The organism is Planctomycetota bacterium, from assembly GCA_033763975.1.
In the GTDB taxonomy this organism is placed as follows: Bacteria; Planctomycetota; Phycisphaerae; order Phycisphaerales; family UBA1924; genus RI-211.
Genome location: JANRJM010000006.1, coordinates 29,601 through 48,464, shown reverse-complemented (window position 1 = coordinate 48,464; position 18,864 = coordinate 29,601). Strand labels below are relative to the sequence as shown.

Sequence of the window (18,864 nt, the reverse complement as noted above, 5' to 3'; positions counted from 1 at the left end):
CGGGGAGCGTCCCGTCGCGTACGTGGCGGGTCATGCCGTCGCCCCGGGCTTGAACTCGGTGAGCGCCTCGCCCTCCAGACGGCACGCGTCCAGCACGCGCTCCAGCGCCACCCCGCGCGATCCCTTGAGCAGCACCGCGTCGCCCGGGCGCAGCGCCTGGGCCACGCGCGACGCGTTCGGCCCCGCGACGTCGGCGAGCGTCCGCACGCGGTCGTCGCCCAGGGCCGCCCGCACGATCGACGCGCTGTGCGTCCAATGAGGTCCGACGAGCACGACCAGGTCCGCCCACGCGCACGCGCCCACCGCCGCGGCGCACTCCTCGTGCAGGGCCGGGGCGTGCACGCCCTGCTCGAGCATGTCGCCGAGGATCAACACCCGGCGGGCGGCGTCGCGGTACAGCTCGCCGAAGGTCTCGACCGCCGCCAGCAGCGACTCGGGGTTCGCGTTGTACGCGTCGTTCAGGAACTCGATCTCGCCGACGCGCACGCGCTGCAGGCGCATGGGCGGGGGCGTCGCGCGGGCCAGCCCGCCGGCGATGGCCTGCGTGTCCAGCCCCAGGCGACGGGCGACCGCGAAGGCGGCGACCATGTTCAGGGCGTTGTGCTTCCCGTGCAGCGGGGCCGCCAGCGCCTCGCGCTCGTTCACGCGCACGCGCAGGCCCTCGGGCGTGTCGCGCACGTCCGTCACGCGCAGGTCCGCCTCGGGCGAACGCCCGAACGTCAGCACCTGCGCGCGCTGCGAGAGCGCGATCGGCCGGGCCGCCTCCACCAGGTGGGGCGCATCGGCGTTCAGGATCGCCACGCCCCCGGCCCGCAGCCCGAGCAGCAGGCTCGCCTCTTCCTGCGCCACGCCCCGCAGCGAACCCAGCCCTTCCAGGTGCTCGCGCCCGATGCTCGTGATGACCGCGATGTCGGGCTCGGCCACGCTCGCCAGGGGTGCGATCTCGCCGGGCGCGTTCGTCCCGATCTCGCACACGAGGTACTGGTCGCCCCGGCGCGCGCCCAGCAGCGTGAGCGGGAGACCGACGGCGTTGTTGAAGCTCCGCGGCGCGTGCGTCCCGCGCATCGACGGCGCCAGCGCCGCGTGGATCAGGCGCACCGTCGTCGTCTTGCCGTTCGAGCCCCCGACGGCGATGACGCGCGTGGGGTCCAGCGTCTTGCGGTACGCCGCCCCCAGGCGCAGCAGGGCCGCCCCCGCGTCGGGCACGTGCAGCACCGCCACGGGGCGCTCCCACCCTTCGGCGGGCACGGCGCGGGGGTCGTCGATGACGAGCATGGCGGCCCCGGCGCGGACGGCGTCGCGCAGGTACGCGTGCCCGTCGGTGCGCTCGCCCCGCAGCGCGACGAAGAGCTGCCCGGGCTGCAGCGTGCGCGTGTCGATGCCCACGCCCGCGTCCGCCGGGGCGTCCGCGCGCGCCAGCCAGGTGCCCCCGAGCACTCCCTTGATCGCGTCGGGCGTCCAGAACGTCATGGGGCCGGCTCCGAAGGGGCGACGCGGGCGCGCCGGAGCTCGAGCGCCTCGCGCGCCACCTCGCGGTCGTCGAAGTGCGTGCGGACCGTGCCGCCCTTCCCGTCGGGCAGGATCTGCTCGGTCTCGTGCCCCTTGCCGGCGATCACCACGACGTCGCCAGGGGAAGCCTGTCGCACCGCGTGGTGGATCGCCCGGGCGCGATCGGCCTGCACCTCGATCGCGGGGCGAGCGGACGCGGGGATCCCCGCGAGGATCTCGTCGATGATGTCGCCGGGGCGTTCGGTCCGCGGGTTGTCGCTCGTCACGACCACGCGGTCGGCCAGGTCCGCCGCGGCCCGCCCCATCCGCGGGCGCTTCGTGCGGTCGCGATCGCCCCCGCACCCGAAGACGGCCCACAGGCGCGACGGGGTTTCCGTCTGCTTCGGCGCGCCCGCGGCGGACCGGATGTCCCCGGCGTGATGTCGCCCGGGCATCACCGCGCCCACGGTGAGCAGCACGTTGCGGAGCGAGTCGTCGCTGTGCGCGTAGTCGACGTACACGCGGACGTCGTCGGTGGGCGCGTGCACGCGTTCCAGGCGTCCGGGCGGGGCCGCGAGGCCCGGGAGCCCCGCCGCGAGCGCGTCGGCGCCCAGCCCCAGGGCGTGCGCGCACGCGCAGGCCTGCAGCGTGTTCATCGCGTTGTACCGCCCGACGAGCGGGACGCGCGCGTCGATCTCGCCCCACGCCCCGCGCAGGCGCAGGCGCATCGCGTCGAGGCTCTCGTCGAGGATCGTCGCGACGCAGTCCGCGCCGCGCTCGGCGTCCGTGAGCGCCCCGGGCGTCGCCACGGCGCAGCGCAGCACGCGGGCGCGGCAGTCGCGGGTCATGCGTGCGGCCCGGGGGTCCTGGACGTTCACCACCGCGAGCGCGTCGGGCTCGAGCCGCTCGAACAGCCGCGCCTTCGCGTCGGCGTAGGCGTCCATCGTGCCGTGGTAGTCCAGGTGGTCGCCCGACAGGTTCGTGAACACCCCGACGCGGAAGCGCAGCGCGTCGGCCCGGCGCTGGTGCAGCGCGTGGCTCGAAACCTCCATGCACGCCGCGGCGCACCCGGCGTCGACCATGCTCGCCAGGCAGCGGCTGGTTTCGGTCGCGGGGGGCGTGGTCATGCCCGACGCCGCCACCTCGCGCCCGTCGTCGACGAGCACTGTCCCGACCAGCCCGCAGCGCACGCCGGCCCCGTTCAGCAGGCGCCACACGAGGTACGTCGTCGTCGTCTTGCCGTTCGTGCCCGTCACGCCCACCAGCGAGAGACGCGACGACGCCCCGCCGTAGAACCGCTCCGCGATCACGCTCAGCACCGCCGGCACGTCCGGGGCGTACACCAGCGGGACGGCTCCGTCGCCCGCCAGACGCAGCGACGCGTTGTCCGTCAGCACCGCCGACGCCCCCGCCCGCAGCGCCTGCTCGATGAACGCGTTGCCGTCGGCCTTCAGCCCCCGACGCGCGATGAACAGCGTGCCCGGCACGACCGTGCGGCTGTCCTCGCTCAGGTCGCACACCCGCGCGTCCCGGTCGGGATCGCGGCGCACCGACAAGCCCGAGACAAGTTCCGACAGCAGCATCCGTCCTCCGTGACGGCCAAGCGTATCGGCGAAACCGGCGACCGAGGTCGAATCCGCGCGCCCTACTCCGGCAGCACCAGCATCGCGTCCCCGTACGAGTAGAACCGGTACCCCTCCTCGATCGCGCGCCCGTAGTGCGCCAGCAGCCGCCCCACGCCGCCCTCCACAAGCGACGCGACCATCGCCAGCAGCGTCGACCGGGGCAGGTGGAAGTTCGTCAGCAGCCCGTCCGTCCAGCGCCACGCATACCCGGGGGTGATCAGCAACCGCGATTCGTGCCACCGCCCCGGCGCCGCGTCGCCCCGGGCGTACGCCTCGACCGTGCGTGCGGCGGTGGTTCCCACGCACACCACCCGCCCGCCCGAGACCCGCGTCCGCTCGATGGCCGCCGCCGTCGCCTCGCTCAGAAAGCACGCTTCCGCGTGCATCGGGTGCTGCTCGACGAACTCCGTCTCCACCGACCGGAACGTGCCCGTGCCCACGTGCAGCACGACCTCGGCGACGCCCACGCCGCCCGCGCGGAGCGCGTCGAGCACGCCGGGCGTCAGGTGCAGTCCGGCGGTGGGGGCCGCCACCGATGCACCCGCGTCGCCCGCGAAGAGGGTCTGGTACCGCGCGCGGTCGTACGCGTCATCCACCGTCTGGCCGGCCTGCGCACGGGCACGCAGGATGTACGGCGGCAGGGGCGTCCGCCCGACCCGCGCCAGAACGTCCGGCGTGCGGGCGCCTGGGTCCGCAGTGCCACTGGCGGCCCGGTCGATGACGCGCACCCGCCACGCGCCCGGCTCGTGCTCGACGCGCTCGACCAGTTCCAGATCCACCCCGCCGTCGGTTCCGTCCGGCGCGTGCAGCCGCACCACGACGCCCGCGTGCGGGCGGCGCGCCCGCAGCATGACGATCCAGTCGGCACCGGCCTGCGCGAGGAACAGGCCCTCCACGTGCCCCCCGCTGTCGACGCGCGTCCCTTCCAGGCGGGCCGGCAGCACGCGCGTCGTGTTCAGCACCAGCAGGTCGCCCGCGCGCAGCAGCCCCGGCAGGTCGCGGACGTGCAGGTCGATGGCGGGGGCGTTCCCGGTCCTGCGGACGACCAACAGCCGGGCCGCGTCGCGCGGCTCGGCGGGCGTCGTCGCGATGCACCGCGACGGAAGGTCGTACTCGAGGTCCCGGGTGGGCAGCATCGTCGGCGTGGCACCGCGTGGACGACCGCTGTTGCTCGCCCGCAACACACGCTCTACGCGGCGGGGAGGGCACGCACCCGACGCCGCGTGGATCGTCCACGCGGGCGATCTTATCGGAAGGGCGGGGTGCGGCCCGCGGGTTGACGCGGTTTCCTCCGTGCGCATCGACGACGGACACGCCGCGCTCTTCTTCGCCAGGCCCGTGGCGTGCGCGCCGTTGCGCGAGGTCGAGCCGGCCTGCCCGTGCCCTGCCGACCTGCCGCACGACCCGTGCCGGCGCCACGATCTCCGCACGCCCCCCTTCCACCGGTTCCTGGCCGAACTCCCCGCGCCGCGGCGATCACCCGATTCCTACGAGCCCGCGACGTCCGCGGCCCCGGCCAGCTCGTGGCGACCTGCCGCACGCACCGAGCCCCTGGGGGGCGAACCCCCGGCACCGCGGCGTGCGCCGGCGGAAGTGCGCCAGCACGTCCGATATGTGATCGAGCGCCTGCTGGGCCTGGGTCGCATACTCGACGTGATCATCTAGCCGGATCGCGGGAATCCGTCGCTGGGGCGAAGCCGCAACACGATGTCGCGAAAGATGTTGCGTGCGGACACCACGGGCTTTGACCCCCGGTGCGCAGATGGTGCTGGACGGGTCGGCACGCGTGTTGTACCTGTACCTGCTGTGACACGTGTCCGGCTGATGCTGGGAGTGCTCGCGGCCGCCTGGCTGGCCGGTTGCAGCACGTCGGTGCCGATCCGTTCGCAGGGCGTACGGCTAGCGGGACAGGGCGAGAGCGAGGCGCTGGTGTTCCCGGCGTTCGGGGGCGCGGCGGAGGGCGCGGAGTTCGCACGGCGGGACGACGCGCTCGCGATCCGGGACGTGCGGACGGCGTTCGAAGAAAGCGCCTGGCCCGAGCCGTCGCGTCCGAGCCTGGACCGGGCGCGGTACCTGCACCTGTGGGACCATCACGCGGACGTGGTGCTGTACTTCCGGCGGCATCCGCGGACGGCGTGGTGAGCGCGCGTCAACGCCCGGGCGGGCGACGCGCCCAACCCGGGCGTGGAACTCGAAATCGCGGGGGCGGGGGCCGCACGGAGAGAACCCCCGCCCCGGTTGGAAGAGCGCCCGGTGTCCCGGGCGCCGGAACTCAGTCGTGCAGCGCCGAGGTGGCGGGCGGGTCGATGTTGCGCAGCACCATGGTGGTGTCGATGCGGAAGTTGGACTGGGTGCGGTGGCGCTCGGCGAAGAAGAACTTCAGGCTGTACTGGCGCCCGTCGATCAACCAGTTCAGGCGGTCCAGCTCGACGGTCTGGGAGACGGCGCCGTGCACGCCGCCGATGTCCACGACCAGCTTGTTGTCGATGAACACCCAGACGTCGTCGTCGCCGGTGAAGGTGAAGGCCTGGCCTCGCCCTTCCTCGTAGATGAAGCTGGTGTCCAGCTCGAACGTGAAGTGGAAGTTCTGGCTCGGGGTGCTCCCGCCGGAGTTGCCCCACAGCTCGCCGTTGACCGGGAAGAACCCGCCGCGACCGGCGAAGACGGGGTCGGTGCGGTCGTTGAAGGTGTAGATGTTGGAGTTGGGCTGGCGCATCAGGTTCAGGGTCAGCTGGCGCGACAGGTTGACGCCCGGCACGTCACGGAACCACTGGTCGAAAGAGGCCGAGGTGGTCAGCGCGCCGCCGGCGGTCGAGGAGACCGAGCCGTTGACGTCGCCCGAGCGGCTCTCGATGTACGACTTCCCGCCCAGGCGGTTGCGCCCCTGGCTGTCGCGGAACTGGCTGCTCAGCTTGTTGCCGGTCGAGCGCATCACGGGCTTGCCGTCCGCGCTCAGATCGTCGCTGATCATGTTCACGTACTGGCCGAACCCGCCGGTGGGCTGGCGCTCAAAGTCCGGATGCCCGCCCGAGGCGGTGCGCTCCTTGAAGTCGCGCACCGTGCCCGTCAGCGAGATGGACGAGGGCAGGTGGGCGTAGGGGTCGCTCGAACGGTGTGCGGGCGCCAGACTGGCGGCTCCGCCCGCAGCGCCAACCAGCGCCAACGCCGCGATCAGGGTGCCTCGGTTCATGTTCATGGTGTCCTCCGTGGATTCCGGTCCGCCGCCGGGAAAACCGGTCGGCCGGTCGCTGCGGGCAACGCACCCGACGACGAACCATCAGCAAAGGTGCATTTCCCGCGTGCGGCGGCAAGGGATGAAGACCGCTCCCGCGCCCGCTGACCGGCGCGCACGCCGCCTGCGCCGGGCGTGCCGTCCTGCACAAGCCCGGCGACGCCGGCGGCCGATGTATGATCGGACGCTCCCGCGCGGGAGCACGTGACGCACGCACCGACCCCGTCCTCCGCCCATCGCGGCGGCGGGGCGTCTTTCCGTCAGGACGGCCACCATGGATATGTTCGTGATCGAGGGGGGTCGCCGTCTGTACGGGCGGCTGCAGGTCAATGGGTCCAAGAACTCCTCGCTGCCCCTTCTGGCGGCGACGCTCCTCACCGACCAGCCCGTCACGCTCCGCGACGTGCCCTCGCTCGCCGACGTGCGCAACATGCTCCGCCTGCTGGGCGAGCTCGGCTGCGTCCGCGAGGACGGGGCCGAGGACATCGCGACCATCGGCTCGGGCGTGGTCTCGCTGCGCGTCGACGACGCGTCAAAGTCGCACGCCCGCTACGACATCGTGCGCACCATGCGCGCGTCGATCTGCACGCTGGGGCCGATGCTCGCCCGGCGCGGCGTGGCCCGGGTCTCGATGCCGGGCGGGTGCGCGATCGGCGATCGCCCCGTGGACATCCACCTGCGCGGGCTGGCCGCCCTGGGCGCGCAGGTCTCGCTGCAGTCCGGGGACATCGTCGTGAAGGCGCCCCCGTCCGGGCTGAAGGGCGGGACGATCTTTCTGGGCGGGCCGTTCGGCTCGACCGTGCTGGGCACCGCCAACGTGCTGTGCGCCGCGTGCCTGGCGCGCGGGACGACGATCATCGAGTGCGCCGCGTGCGAGCCGGAGATCGTCGACCTGGCCGGGCTGCTGACGGCGATGGGCGCGAAGGTGCAGGGCGCGGGCTCGCCCCGGATCATCATCGAGGGCGTGGAATCGCTGGGCGGGGCGGATTGGACGATCATCCCGGACCGGATCGAGGCGGGCACGTTCATGATGGCCGCGGCGATCACCAACGGCGACCTCACGATCGACAACTGCCCGCTCGACGCGTTGCTGTCGACGGTGTATGCCCTCGAGAGCGCGGGCGTGCACGTGACGCCCGTGTCGGGCGTGGGCGCCTCGCCGGTGCGCCAGCGTTCGCCCTCGCTGACGATCACGAGCGGGACGTCGATCCCGCGGGGCCTGACCGACGACCCGATGCGTCGGACGGTGCGCGTGACGTGCGACCGCGTGCTGCGTCCGGTGGAAGTCACGACGCAGCCGCACCCGGGATTTCCGACGGACCTGCAGGCGCAGCTCGTGACGCTGCTGTGCCTGGCGGACGGGAACTCGGTGATCACGGAGCGGATCTTCCCGGACCGCTTCCTGCACGTGGCGGAACTGCTGCGGATGGGCGCCAAGATCGTGCGGCAGGGGCCGAGCGTGATGATCACGGGCGTGCGCAAGCTCATCGGGGCGCCGGTGATGGCGAGCGATCTGCGGGCGAGCGCGGGGCTGGTGCTCGCGGGCCTGGCGGCCCAGGGCACGACGGTGGTGAACCGCGTGTACCACCTGGACCGCGGGTACGAGCGGATGGAAGAGCGGCTTCGCTCGCTCGGCGCGGCGATCGAGCGGAAGGACGAGAAGGAACTGGCGGGCGCGGCGTCGGAATGACGCTCCGGGGGGGCGGGAGGTTTTCCCGCGGTGGGCAAGGGCGTATACTCCCTCCCCGCCGGCGTCACCGGAGGCCGTCGGGCTCGTTCGGGCTTGTAGCTCAGTTGGCTAGAGCGCACCCCTGATAAGGGTGAGGTCGTTGGTTCGAATCCAATCAGGCCCACTAGGCCGGGGCGCTCGGGTGAGCGCCCCGGCGTGCTTTTTGGGGCATCGCACCGCGCGGGCGGCGGATGCCCGGCGCGTATCATGGGAGTTGGTGCGCGCCGGATGCGCGACCGAGGAGGCGGCATGCGGGTCGACGTGATCGGGCAGAACTTTGACGTGACGGACGCGATCCGTGCGTACGCGGAGACGAAGGCGGGGAAGCTCACCAAGTACTTCGACGGGCTGCAGGCGGTGCGGGTCCGGGTGGCGAAGCTGAACCACAAGGCCGGTTCGGAGTACAACGTCGAGTTGATCCTGGACGTGGAGAAGCACGACGACTTCGTGAGCCACTCGGACTGCCGGGACCCGTACGAGGGGATCGACCTGGTGTGCGAGAAGGGGGAGCGTCAGTTGCGGGACTTCAAGGAGCAGTTGAAGAACCCGAAGGCGTGAGGACGGGAAGACCGCCTCCCGGGCGCCGGGGGCAGTTCAGGAGCCGCGTGTGATCAAGCTGACCCGCATCGTGCCGGAGGGGGGCATCGTGGTGCCGCTGGCGGCGTCGGACCGCGACGGCGCGGTCGCGGAGCTGGTGGAGGCGCTGGTATCGAGCGGCGCGGTCCGCGCGGAACTTCGTCAGGAGTTGACGCAGCGGATCCTGGCGCGCGAGCGGATCGGCTCGACGGGGTTCGGCAAGGGCGTCGCCGTCCCGCACGTGAAGCACCGGGACATCACGTCGATGGTCGCGGGGATCGGGCTGTCGTCGCACGGGATCGACTTCGTGGCGCTGGACCGCCAGCCGGTGTTCTCGGTGTTCCTGCTGCTGAGCCCCGAGGACCGCCCCGAGGACCATCTGCACGCGATGGAGGTGATCTTCCGCAACCTCAGCAAGGACACGTTCCGGCGGTTCCTGCGTCAGGCGCAATCACCGGCCGACGTGCGGACGCTGCTGGAGGAGGCGGACGGGCAGGGCCTCAACGGGTAGCGAGCGGGCGCCGCCTCGGCATGCCGGGGGCAGCGGCGGAGGGATCTGGGTGGGGAACGGGGCGTCCATCACGGTGAAGATCGTCAATCGGCTGGGGCTGCACGCGCGCCCCGCGATGACGTTCGTGGACGTGGCGTCGACGTTCCAGTGCGCGATCCGGGTGTGCAAGGGCGACACCGACGTCGACGGCAAGTCGATCATGCAGATGATGATGCTCGCGGCGAGCCAGGGCAGCGAACTGCGAATCACCGCCGAGGGCGCGGACGCCGACGCCGCCCTCGTCGCGCTCAAGCGTCTCGTGGAGAGCGGGTTTGACGAAGAGTGAACCGCCCGTCGCGCCCGCCGGGCTCGACCGCCGCGCCGGACTCGATCCGCGCGTTGTTGCGATCCTGCGCTGCCCCCGCACCGGGCAGGCGCTGCGCGAAGAACGTTCGGGCGAGCGCCACGAACTCGTGACGGTCGACGGCACGCTGCGGTACCCGGTCGTGAACGGGATGCCGGTGCTGAGCGGCGTCGCCGACCAGTCCGCGTCACCGCCCGCAGGCCCGCCCGGTCCCGACGCCGTCTCGTCACCGGGCTAGTACCCGTCGGGCGCGCCGCCCTTGCGCGGGTCGCTGGCGGCCTCCCACCCCCGCGGGCTTCGCTTCACGATCTGCACGTTGCCGATCGCCTTGCGCGTGCCCAACGAATGCCCGAGTTCGCCGAGGCCGGCGGCGGCGGGTGATCTGTGGAGCGCGGGCTCCAGGTCGAGCCGGTCGGGCGTCCATTGATGGTGGAATCGCGGGGCGCGGAGCGCGTCGTGGGCGTTCATGTCCCAGACGATGGCGTTGAGGGCCGCCTGCAGCGTGCCGGAGATGATGCGCGGGCCCCCCGCGCCGCCTCCGGCGAACCGCAGATCGCCGAGCGACCCGTCCGGGGCGGCGTCGAAGGCGAGCGTCGGCGTCATGCTGGAGAGCGGGCGCTTGCCCGGCGCCGGGCGGTTGCCCTCGGCGTGCGCGAGCTGGAAGGCGTTGAGCGCGCCCGTGCGGGTCTGGAAGTCGTCCATCTCGCAGTTGAGCAGCACGCCGAAGGGCTCGGCGACGAGCATCGACCCGAAGATGAGGTTGACCGTCTCGGTGCACGCGACGGCGTTGCCGTGCTCGTCGATGACGCAGAAGTGGCTGGTGCCGGCGTCGTCGGGCGGGGGCGTCGCGCTGCCGTAGGACTCGTGCGGGAGCGTGCGCGCGGGGTCGAAGGCGTCGGCACGGGCGCGCAGGTACGACGGCGCGAGCAGCCCGGCGAGCGGGACGCGGGCGAAGTCCGGGTCGGCGACCCAGCGGGCGCGGTCGGCGAAGGCGTGCTTGGAGGACTCGGCGATGAGATGGATGTACGCGGCGCTGTTGTGCCCGTCGGCCGCGACGAGCGCGTCGAGGTCGGCGCGCCGGTGTTCGAGCATTCCCAGGACCTGCGCCAGCACGATCCCGCCGCTGCTGGGGGGCGGCATGCCGAGCACCTCGAGCCCGCGGAAGCGGGTGCGCAGGGGCTCGAACTCGCGCACGCGGTACGACGCGAGGTCTTCGAGCGTGAGGAACCCGTTGTCCTTCTGCACGCACGCGACCATCGCGCTCGCGACGGGCCCCTCGTAGAACCCGGCGCGTCCGTCGCGCGCGATCCGCCGCAGCGCCTCGCCCTGCTCGGGAACGTGGATGCGGTCGCCGACCTGCACCTCGCCCTTCAGCAGGTAGCGCTCCCAGACGAACGCAAACCGGGCGGCCCGGGCCGGGTCCTTGCGGAACCAGGGCAGCACGAGCGCATCCTCGCGCGCGTTCTCGACGTAGTGCGCGTCGGCGGTGAATCCCTCCTCGGCGAGGCGGATGGCCGGCGCGAGGACGGCCTCGCGGTCCAGCGTGCCGTAGCGCTCCAGGGCGTGCAGCAGGCCGGCGACGGTGCCCGGGACGCAGACGGCTTTCCCGCCGTGGGTGCTGGCGTCGGGGTCGGGGTCGTTCTCGAAGGAGTCGGCGCGGACCGCGCGCGGGCCGGCCTCGCGGTAGTCGATGGCGACGGTGACCGGGCCGACGCGCGGGTGGTCTTTGAGGCGGATCACCATGAACCCGCCCCCGCCGATGCCGCAGGAATAGGGGCGGACGACGGAGAGCGCGAACGAGGTGGCGACGGCGGCGTCGACGGCGTTGCCGCCCGCGCGGAGGATGTCGGCCCCGGCGGCGCTGGCCAGGGCGTGATCGGCGGCGACACAGGCTTTTTCGTACACGCCGGCTCCCGGACCGAGGGGCGAGACCTGGGCGGATGCGCCCGCACCGCCGAGTCCGGCCAGGGCGCACGCGGCCGCCAGGCTCGACAATGCTCTGGTCAAAGCGGTCATGGCATGGCAGAATAGCGATTCCCCCGCCCCGGGCGGGGAACCGCGCGCACCGGGTGAGCGGATCGATAGGACCGGCGATTCCGCCGGGGGGGCGGCTTTCGGAGACTGGCCATGCGCATTGCGGTTCTGAGCGTCATTCTGACGGCGGGTGTTTGCACGGCGGCGTGGGCCCAGCACGCCCCGCCCGCGGGCCCCTACCACGGGCACCAACTCGTCCGCGTTGAGGTGGGCTCGCCCGAGATGCGCGACCGGGTGCTGGACCTGGCGACGACGGCGTGGAACTGCCGCGTCGGCACGGGCCTGATCGACGTGCAGGTCACGCCCGAGCAGTTGGGCGCGATCCGGGCCCTTGGGCTCGAGCCCCAGGTGGTGATCCCCGACGTGCAGGCGCTGCTGGACCAGGAACAGCGGGAGATCGCCGAGGCGCGCCTGCAGCGCGACGCGTCGTGGTTCGGCGTGTTCCGCACGCTGACGGAGGTGCACGCGCGCCTGGACTTGTGGGCGACGCAGTACCCGACGCTGGCCGAGACGTTCGTCGCGGGGCAGACGCTGCAAGGGCGGAACATCAAGGGCATCCGCATCACCGCGCCCGACCAGCCCGGCAACCCGCGGATCTCGCGCCCGGCGGTGCTCTTCAACTCCTGCCAGCACGCGCGCGAATGGGCGACGCCCATGACCACCATGTGGATCGGCGATCGCCTTCTCGAGTCGTACGGCACGGACGCGCGGCTCAGCGCGCTCGTCAACCAGTGCGAGATCATCATCATCCCGGTCGTGAACTGCGACGGGTACGAGTTCTCGTGGCAGCCCAACAACCGCCTGTGGCGGAAGAACCGGCGCGACAACGGCGACGGGACGTTCGGCGTCGATCCCAACCGCAACTGGGGCTATCAGTGGGGGGGCGAGGGCGCGAGCACCAACCCCGGGAACGACACGTACCGCGGCACCGGGCCGTTCTCGGAGCCCGAGACGCAGGTGATGCGCGACTTCATCACGGCGAACACGCGCCTGCGCGCCCACATCGACTTCCACAGCTTCTCGCAGCTCATCCTGGCGCCCTGGGGGTACACGAGCGAACTGCCGCCGGACAGGCCGATCTTCGCGTTCCTCGAGGAAGACATGCGCGAGGGGATCTTCGGCGTGCACGGGCGGGTGTACGACGCGGGCCCGGCGTACACGACGATCTACCCGGCGTCCGGCGTCGCCCCGGACTGGTCGTTCGGCGCGCGCGGGCTGCTGGCGTACACGATCGAGGTGCGCGACCAGGGGACATACGGCTTCGTGATGCCGGTGTCGGAGATCATCCCCAACGCGGAGGAGAACTTCGAGGCCGCGATCCGGCTGGCCGAGTCGACGCTGCTCCCGCTGTACGTCGTGCCGGTGGGCGAGTACCCCAGCGTGCTGACGACGTCGGCGCCCGAACTGGTGCGCCTGGCGGTGCGGGCGGCGAAGGAGAACCCCGCGACGCCTCTGCTGTGGACACGCGTGAACGGCGGGGCCTGGACCAGCCAGCCGATGGGTTCGGAGGTCGGCAGCACGTTCACGGGCGCGCTGCCCGCGCTGGGGTGCGGGAACGTGGTGGAGTACTACTTCGAAGCGCCCACGACCACGGGAACGTCGGTGACGTACCCCGCCGGCGGCGCCACGCTGCTCGCCCGGGGCGTTGATCTCGACGTGACGTTCGCGGACGACATGGAGACGGACCGGGGCTGGACGGTGGGGGCCCCGGGCGATACGGCGACGCTGGGGATCTGGAACCGCTGCGATCCGGAGGCGACGGCGGCGCAACCCGGTAACGACGCGACCTTCGACCCGGGCGTGCTGGCCTGGATCACCGACTGCCGCGCTGGGACGGGCGTGGGCTCGTTCGATGTCGACGGCGGGACGACCACGCTGACGAGCCCGCGCTTCGGCGCGGTACCGGCGAGCGGGCGCCGGGTCGCCGGGGTGCGTCTGTCGTACGCGCGGTGGCACTCGAACAACGCCGGGGCGAACCCGAACCAGGACACGTCGCCCATCCTCCTGTCGAACGACGACGGCGCCACGTGGGTGCAGCTCGAGGGCGCGCAGGACAACGCGGGCGTGTGGCAGCGCAAGGCCTGGCGGCTGGAGGAGTTCCTCCCGCCCACCGACCGGATGCGCCTGCGGTTTGTCGCGAGCGACCTGGGCGCCGGGTCGATCGTCGAGTGCGGGCTGGACGACGTCCGCGTCGAGGTGCTCTCGTGCCCGATCGACCTGGATTACAACGCGGACGGCAACGCGGACCAGGACGACATCGCGTGCCTGGCGCAGACGGTGGCGGGCGAGGGGTCGTGCACGGTGCTGGACCCGGACTTCAACGGGGACGGGAACGTCGACCAGGACGACGTCCAGGCGCTGGCGATCGCCATCGGGGGCGGCTGAGAAAAGTGGGCGCGCCGAGCGCAGGGGACCTATAGAACCCTCTGATGATCCCACGCCGATCGTCCAGCCGCGAACGGTTCTCGGAGTACCAGCGCACCCGCAAGGCGGACGCGGCGTGGGCGAAGCGCCCCACCTCGGACAAAGGTCCGCGCGCGGACAGGTCGAAGCGGTCGCGCTCGTTCGTCGAGCTCTTCGGGCGGTTCTGGGAGCTGACGCGCGGGCACCGCCGGTACGTGGCGCTGGCGCTGGGCACGCTCACGCTCGTGACGGCGATGGGCCTGGTCGCGCCGGCGTCGACGAAGGTCGCGATCGACTACATCCTGACCGACGAGCCGGGCCCGGCGGGCATCCCCGCGTGGGCGCGGGAGGTGTTCGCGCTGCCGGATTCGCGCGAGGGGCTGCTGTGGCGGCTCGGGATGGTCCTGGTGCTCATCGCGCTGCTGGGGGTCTCGATCGGCACGGTGGGGCGGTGGCAGATCACGCGGGTGACGAAGCGCGTGCAGGCGCACCTGCGCCGGACGACTTTCCTGCACGCCGTGCGCCTGCCGCTGCACCGCCTGCAGCACTACAAGACCGGCGGGGTGGCGAGCCTGCTGCGCGAGGACGCGGGGCTGGCGGGCGAGCTGCTGTTCTCGATGATCTACAACCCGTGGCGGGCGGTGGTGCAGCTCGTGGGCACGCTGGGGATCCTCGCCTGGGTGGATTGGCGGATGCTGGCGGGCGGGGCGATGCTGATCCCGGCGGTGTGGGTGACGCACCGGACATGGATCGGGCGGATCCGCCCGCTGCACCGCGACGCCAAGCAGGTGCGCCAGGGGATCGACGCCTCGACGACCGAGGTGTTCGGGGGCATCCGGGTGGTGCGCGGGTTCGCACGCGAGCGTGCCGAGGCCGTGCGATTCACCGGCGCGCAGCACTACATGACGCGCATCGAGATCGTGACGTGGTGGTGGTCGCGCGTGCTCGAGATCGCCTGGGCCGTGCTCATCCCGCTCGCCTCGGCGTTCGTGCTGGTCTACGGCGGGTCGCAGGTGGTCCGCGGCGAGCTCACCATCGGCGACGTCATGATGTTCTCGACCTACCTCCTCATGCTCCTGGGCCCGCTCGAGACCCTGACGTCCACCGCGTCCACCATCCAGAGCAACCTGGCGGCACTCGACCGCGTGCTCGACCTCCTGGGCGAGGAAGAGGAGTTCGCGTCCATGCCCGGCGACGTCGTGGTCTCGCGCGCCACCGCCGAGGGACGCGTCGAGCTGCGCAACGTCTGGTTCACCTACCCCCGCGCGCCCGCGCCCAGGAAACGCGCCGAGGGCGAACCCGCGGCACAGGAGACGCCCCCCGAGCCGGTCGTGCGGGGCGTCTCGCTGGACGTGAAGCCCGGCGAGGTCATCGCGTTCGTCGGCCCGTCCGGCTCGGGCAAGACCACGCTGTGCAACCTCATCGCGCGCTTCTACGACCCGACGGGCGGGGAGGTGCTCTTCGACGGGGTCGACCTGCGGCGGCTCGACGTCGGCTCGTACCGCGCGCTGCTGGGCATCGTCGAGCAGGAGGTGCTGCTCTTCGACGGCACGGTCGCCGAGAACATCGCGTACGGACGCCGGGACGCGACGGGGGACATGATCGTCGACGCGGCCAAGGCCGCCAACGCGCACGCGTTCATCTCCGACCTCGAGAAGGGCTACGCGACGGTGATCGGAGAGCGTGGGGTGCGCCTGTCGGGCGGGCAGAAGCAGCGTCTGGCGATCGCGCGGGCGCTGCTCGCCGATCCGCTGCTGCTGATCCTGGACGAAGCGACGAGCAACCTCGACACGGAGAGCGAGGTGCTGATCCAGCGGTCGCTCGCGACGCTCATGAAGGGCCGGACGTGCTTCGTGATCGCGCACCGGCTGAGCACGATCCGGTACGCCTCGCGGATCGCGGTCGTCGAGAAGGGGGCGATCACCGAGCTGGGCCCGCACGAGGACCTGCTCGCCCGGGGCGGGCGGTACGCGGAGTTGCTGCGGGCGCAGACCGAGCCGCCCGCGCTGCGCGGCGTGTAGAAACGCCCCGCGCGGGGGGCGCGCCGTGGTAGGCTGACGCGCAAAGGAGCCTCCCATGCGCATCGCCCGCCCGGTGTACGCCGCTGTTGCCGCCCTGTGTCTCGTGGTGCTGGTGTCGTGCGACGACAAAGCGACGCCCGAGAACTACGAGAAGGTGACGATCGGGATGACGATGGGGCAGGTGCAGGGGATCCTCGGCAAGGGCGAGGTGCAGGACGTGGGCGGGATGAGCATCTCGGGCGCGGGCGTGGCCGGGGGCAGCAGCCAGAACAGCCAGGTGACGTGGACCTGGAAGAACGGCAATACCGAGATGTCGGTCACGTTCGACAAGGGCAAGGTCGTCAACAAGTCCATGCGGTAGCAGCGGGGGTGCGAGGATGAACACGCGCCGGATGACGGGTCGAGCGGCCATGACGGGCCGCGCAGCGACGATGGCTCGAGCTGGTCGCGCGGTGCGGGTTCTTGCTGCGGCCCTGCTCGGCGGCGCGGTGCTGCTCGCCGGCGCCGGCACGGCGTTCGCCCAGGCCCATCCGATGGCCGGGCCACGCCTGGAGCCCGAGGGCGGGTACAAGGTCGAGCGCGGCCCGTTCGAGGTGCGCGTGACCGACGACCTCGTGCTCAAGGACGAGCAGCGGGGCAAAGACCTGCGGGTCAAGGTGCGCGTGCCGGTGGCCAAGGGCGGGGGCCCGATGGAGGGCGACGGCGCGTCGCGTCCCGCGTACCCGCTCGCGATCTTCTCGCACGGGCTGGGCGGGTCGAAGGACGTCTTCCCCGACCTGTGCGACCATCTGGCGAGCCACGGCTTCGTGGTGGTCGCGTGCAGCCACGCCGACTCTGTCCAGGAGCGCCGGCGCGATGGCGAAAAGGTGACGCGCGACAACGCCTTCGACCTGCGCCTCATGAACCCCGAGAAGCGGGCCGAGCGCGTCGGTGACATCTCGTTCATCATCGACAGCGTGGCGACACTGGAGAAGGAATGCGCCGGCCTGGGCGAACTCGCCACGGTTGATCGGGCGAAGATCGTGCTGCTGGGGCATTCGGCCGGGGCGTACACGACGCAGCTGGCGTCGGGCATGAAGGTGCGCGACCGCGAGAACCCCGCGGGCGAGGCCCGCCCCGAGAAGCGCATCCGCGTGAGCGTGGTCATCAGCGGGCAGGGGGTCAACCGCGTCGCCATCCGCGAAGACGCGTGGAGCGAGATCGAGATTCCCATGCTGGTCATCACCGGGTCGCTGGATACGTCGACCATTACCAGCGAGGTGCCCGCGACGCGGAGGCATCCGTTCGAAAAAAGCCGCGGCACGGCGAAGGGCGGCCCGCCGGTCTACCTGCTGTGGATCGAGGGCGCGACGCACGCGTCCTTCGGCGGGAAGGGCGCGACCGCGGTGCTGCGCGAGCGCCCGACCACGCCCGTGGAGGTCATCCAGGAGTGCACGCACAGCGCGGTGCTGGCGTTCCTCGACGCGCACCTGCGGGGCAACGACGCGGGACGCGCCTACCTCGTGGGCGAGGGGATGAAGGCGCTGAGCGAAGGGCGCGCGACCATCAGCGCCAAGTAGGCGGGGCCGCTCGGAAGCACGCGTTCAGGCGCGCGTGTTCAGCCCGGCTGATCGGACGGCTGCTGACGGCGTGCGCGTGCTCAGGCGCGGTAGGCCTTCGCGACCTTGCGGAGCGCCTCGCCGACGATGCGGAAGTGCTCGTCGGTGAGGTCGTGGTGCATGGGGAGCGAGAAGACGCGGGCCGCGAGCGAGGCGGCCTCGGGCGTGTCGCCCCGGTCGAACTCGGCGAGGGCGGGCTGCTCGGGCAGGCTGCGGGGGTAGTGCGTGGCGGTGGGCACGCCCTCGGCGCCCAGGGCCTTGCAGAACTCGTCGCGCGTGCACGAGAACTTCGAGAGGTCGAGCCGGACGGTGTACAGGTGGTACACGGGCTCGGCGCCGGGCGTGGCCTTGGGGGCGAGCAGCCCGTCGATCTCGGCGAGCAGCGCGTCGTAGCGCGAGGCGTTGCGCCGGCGCTGGGCCGTCTGGTCGGCGAGGCGGTCGAGGCGCGAGCAGCCGATGGCGCCGGCCATGTCGTTGAGGCGGTAGTTGTACCCGACGGACTCGTGCAGGTACTTCTCGGTCTCGCCGTGCGAGCGCAGGAGGCGGATCTCGCGGGCGAGCCCCTCGTCGTTGCAGGTGACGATGCCGCCCTCGCCGGTGGCGAGGTTCTTGGTGGCGTACATCGAGTACGTGACGACGTCGCCGAAGGCGCCCAGCCCGCGCCCCTTGTAGGTGGCGAGGTGCGCCTGGGCCGCGTCGTACACGACCATGAGGTTGTGCTTCTCGGCGAGGGCCTGCACGCCGTCGATGTCGACCGGGCACCCGTAGAGGTGCGTCGCGGCGATGGCGGTGGTGCGCTTGGTGATCTTGGCGGCGGCGTCCTTGACGTCGATCTGGAAGGTGTCGGGGTCCGCGTCGACGAAGACGGGAACCCCGCCCCGCGCCACGACCATCGAGACGGTCGCGATGTACGACCAGGCGGGAACCAGGACCTCATCGCCCGGGCGCACGAGCGGCTCGTACGCGAGCTGCAGCGCGCACGTCCCGTTGGCGCAGGTCATGGCGTACTTCGCGTCGGTCATCGAGGCCCAGCGGTCCTCGAGTTCCGCGCACTTCGTGGAGGCCCGGAGCATGCCCGACTTCAGCACCGCCAGGCACGCCTCGATGTCGGCCGGCGCCAACGCCGTGGACATGAACGGCACGGCGGTCGTGCTGACGGGCGTCCCGCCAAACAGGGCCAGATTTTTCGCGGCGTCGGAACGGGGTCGGGCGGCGGCGGCGGTTGCCAAGCGGGTGCTCCAGATCGATCCCTGAGCGGGCGACTAACCGGCTAGGGTAGGAAGGTGCGACGCGGAATCCACGCC

General features: G+C 72.1%; 17 protein-coding genes and 1 tRNA gene. 12 read left to right on the top strand and 6 right to left on the bottom strand.

All coding sequences use genetic code 11. The features are described from left to right. Window positions 1–30 precede the first annotated feature (30 nt). The 3 genes from murF to queA all read right to left on the bottom strand — a co-directional run bounded on the left by murF (window position 31) and on the right by queA (window position 4,249). Window positions 31–1,470, bottom strand: a complete 1,440-nt coding sequence (gene murF, locus SFY69_03605; GenBank protein MDX2131122.1) for a UDP-N-acetylmuramoyl-tripeptide--D-alanyl-D-alanine ligase — start codon at window positions 1,468–1,470, stop codon at window positions 31–33. Beyond that, on the bottom strand, window positions 1,467–3,071 hold the full coding sequence (locus SFY69_03600; protein ID MDX2131121.1) for a UDP-N-acetylmuramoyl-L-alanyl-D-glutamate--2,6-diaminopimelate ligase: 1,605 nt from the start codon (window positions 3,069–3,071) through the stop codon (window positions 1,467–1,469). The genes murF and SFY69_03600 overlap by 4 nt, the downstream gene beginning before the upstream one ends. Window positions 3,072–3,133: 62 nt before the next feature. Continuing rightward, entirely contained in the window at window positions 3,134–4,249 is a 1,116-nt protein-coding gene (gene queA / locus SFY69_03595; protein MDX2131120.1) for a tRNA preQ1(34) S-adenosylmethionine ribosyltransferase-isomerase QueA, read from the bottom strand. A 157-nt stretch (window positions 4,250–4,406) separates the two neighbouring features. Between queA and SFY69_03590 the strand changes: the two genes are divergently transcribed. Next, window positions 4,407–4,778, top strand: coding sequence for a hypothetical protein (locus SFY69_03590; GenBank protein ID MDX2131119.1), 372 nt, complete (start codon window positions 4,407–4,409; stop codon window positions 4,776–4,778). A gap of 159 nt (window positions 4,779–4,937) precedes the next feature. After that, window positions 4,938–5,255: a hypothetical protein gene (locus SFY69_03585; protein MDX2131118.1), complete on the top strand. Its 318-nt coding sequence runs from the start codon at window positions 4,938–4,940 to the stop codon at window positions 5,253–5,255. A 130-nt stretch (window positions 5,256–5,385) separates the two neighbouring features. On the opposite strand, the gene SFY69_03580 is transcribed toward SFY69_03585, so the two are convergent. After that, window positions 5,386–6,309: a fibro-slime domain-containing protein gene (locus SFY69_03580; GenBank protein ID MDX2131117.1), complete on the bottom strand. Its 924-nt coding sequence runs from the start codon at window positions 6,307–6,309 to the stop codon at window positions 5,386–5,388. Window positions 6,310–6,619: 310 nt separating this feature from the next. On the opposite strand from SFY69_03580, the gene murA reads away from it, so the two are divergent. The 6 genes from murA (at window position 6,620) to SFY69_03550 (ending at window position 9,742) form a co-directional block, all read left to right on the top strand. Beyond that, window positions 6,620–8,035 carry a UDP-N-acetylglucosamine 1-carboxyvinyltransferase gene (gene murA / locus SFY69_03575; GenBank protein MDX2131116.1) on the top strand — a complete coding sequence of 472 codons (1,416 nt, stop codon included), beginning with the start codon at window positions 6,620–6,622 and terminating at the stop codon, window positions 8,033–8,035. Between the two features lie 89 nt (window positions 8,036–8,124). Next, a tRNA-Ile gene (locus SFY69_03570) sits at window positions 8,125–8,198 on the top strand. Between the two features lie 125 nt (window positions 8,199–8,323). Further along, entirely contained in the window at window positions 8,324–8,632 is a 309-nt protein-coding gene (gene raiA / locus SFY69_03565) for a ribosome-associated translation inhibitor RaiA (GenBank protein ID MDX2131115.1), read from the top strand. Between the two features lie 49 nt (window positions 8,633–8,681). Beyond that, window positions 8,682–9,161 carry a PTS sugar transporter subunit IIA gene (locus SFY69_03560; protein ID MDX2131114.1) on the top strand — a complete coding sequence of 160 codons (480 nt, stop codon included), beginning with the start codon at window positions 8,682–8,684 and terminating at the stop codon, window positions 9,159–9,161. Between the two features lie 49 nt (window positions 9,162–9,210). Continuing rightward, window positions 9,211–9,486 (top strand): HPr family phosphocarrier protein, encoded by a 276-nt coding sequence (locus SFY69_03555; GenBank protein MDX2131113.1) that lies wholly within the window; start codon window positions 9,211–9,213, stop codon window positions 9,484–9,486. Further along, window positions 9,473–9,742, top strand: coding sequence for a Trm112 family protein (locus tag SFY69_03550; GenBank protein ID MDX2131112.1), 270 nt, complete (start codon window positions 9,473–9,475; stop codon window positions 9,740–9,742). The genes SFY69_03555 and SFY69_03550 overlap by 14 nt, the downstream gene beginning before the upstream one ends. Here SFY69_03550 and ggt read toward each other — a convergent pair. Beyond that, a complete protein-coding gene (gene ggt / locus SFY69_03545; protein MDX2131111.1) occupies window positions 9,739–11,520 on the bottom strand; it encodes a gamma-glutamyltransferase in 1,782 nt (593 codons plus the stop codon). The genes SFY69_03550 and ggt overlap by 4 nt on opposite strands. Before the next feature lie 111 nt (window positions 11,521–11,631). On the opposite strand from ggt, the gene SFY69_03540 reads away from it, so the two are divergent. The 4 genes from SFY69_03540 to SFY69_03525 are packed head-to-tail and all read left to right on the top strand — an operon-like array spanning window position 11,632 to window position 17,521. Continuing rightward, a complete protein-coding gene (locus SFY69_03540) occupies window positions 11,632–13,923 on the top strand; it encodes a M14 family zinc carboxypeptidase (GenBank protein ID MDX2131110.1) in 2,292 nt (763 codons plus the stop codon). Between the two features lie 44 nt (window positions 13,924–13,967). Next, the gene (locus tag SFY69_03535; GenBank protein ID MDX2131109.1) at window positions 13,968–15,962 is read left to right on the top strand and encodes an ABC transporter ATP-binding protein; all 1,995 of its coding nucleotides are present in this window, start codon (window positions 13,968–13,970) and stop codon (window positions 15,960–15,962) included. A 55-nt stretch (window positions 15,963–16,017) separates the two neighbouring features. Then, window positions 16,018–16,323: a hypothetical protein gene (locus tag SFY69_03530; protein ID MDX2131108.1), complete on the top strand. Its 306-nt coding sequence runs from the start codon at window positions 16,018–16,020 to the stop codon at window positions 16,321–16,323. A gap of 49 nt (window positions 16,324–16,372) precedes the next feature. Then, complete coding sequence (locus tag SFY69_03525) at window positions 16,373–17,521, top strand: hypothetical protein (protein ID MDX2131107.1); 1,149 nt, start codon at window positions 16,373–16,375, stop codon at window positions 17,519–17,521. A gap of 80 nt (window positions 17,522–17,601) precedes the next feature. On the opposite strand, the gene SFY69_03520 is transcribed toward SFY69_03525, so the two are convergent. Beyond that, complete coding sequence (locus SFY69_03520) at window positions 17,602–18,693, bottom strand: DegT/DnrJ/EryC1/StrS family aminotransferase (GenBank protein ID MDX2131106.1); 1,092 nt, start codon at window positions 18,691–18,693, stop codon at window positions 17,602–17,604. Window positions 18,694–18,864: the final 171 nt, after the last annotated feature.

Coding starts and splice junctions, on each gene's coding strand:
- murF (MDX2131122.1), bottom strand. CDS start 1,470: ATGACGTTCTGGACGCCCGACGCGATCAAGGGAGTGCTCGGGGGCACC.
- SFY69_03600 (MDX2131121.1), bottom strand. CDS start 3,071: ATGCTGCTGTCGGAACTTGTCTCGGGCTTGTCGGTGCGCCGCGATCCC.
- queA (MDX2131120.1), bottom strand. CDS start 4,249: ATGCTGCCCACCCGGGACCTCGAGTACGACCTTCCGTCGCGGTGCATC.
- SFY69_03585 (MDX2131118.1), top strand. CDS start 4,938: ATGCTGGGAGTGCTCGCGGCCGCCTGGCTGGCCGGTTGCAGCACGTCG.
- SFY69_03580 (MDX2131117.1), bottom strand. CDS start 6,309: ATGAACATGAACCGAGGCACCCTGATCGCGGCGTTGGCGCTGGTTGGC.
- murA (MDX2131116.1), top strand. CDS start 6,620: ATGGATATGTTCGTGATCGAGGGGGGTCGCCGTCTGTACGGGCGGCTG.
- raiA (MDX2131115.1), top strand. CDS start 8,324: ATGCGGGTCGACGTGATCGGGCAGAACTTTGACGTGACGGACGCGATC.
- ggt (MDX2131111.1), bottom strand. CDS start 11,520: ATGACCGCTTTGACCAGAGCATTGTCGAGCCTGGCGGCCGCGTGCGCC.
- SFY69_03540 (MDX2131110.1), top strand. CDS start 11,632: ATGCGCATTGCGGTTCTGAGCGTCATTCTGACGGCGGGTGTTTGCACG.
- SFY69_03535 (MDX2131109.1), top strand. CDS start 13,968: ATGATCCCACGCCGATCGTCCAGCCGCGAACGGTTCTCGGAGTACCAG.
- SFY69_03530 (MDX2131108.1), top strand. CDS start 16,018: ATGCGCATCGCCCGCCCGGTGTACGCCGCTGTTGCCGCCCTGTGTCTC.
- SFY69_03525 (MDX2131107.1), top strand. CDS start 16,373: ATGACGGGCCGCGCAGCGACGATGGCTCGAGCTGGTCGCGCGGTGCGG.
- SFY69_03520 (MDX2131106.1), bottom strand. CDS start 18,693: ATGTCCACGGCGTTGGCGCCGGCCGACATCGAGGCGTGCCTGGCGGTG.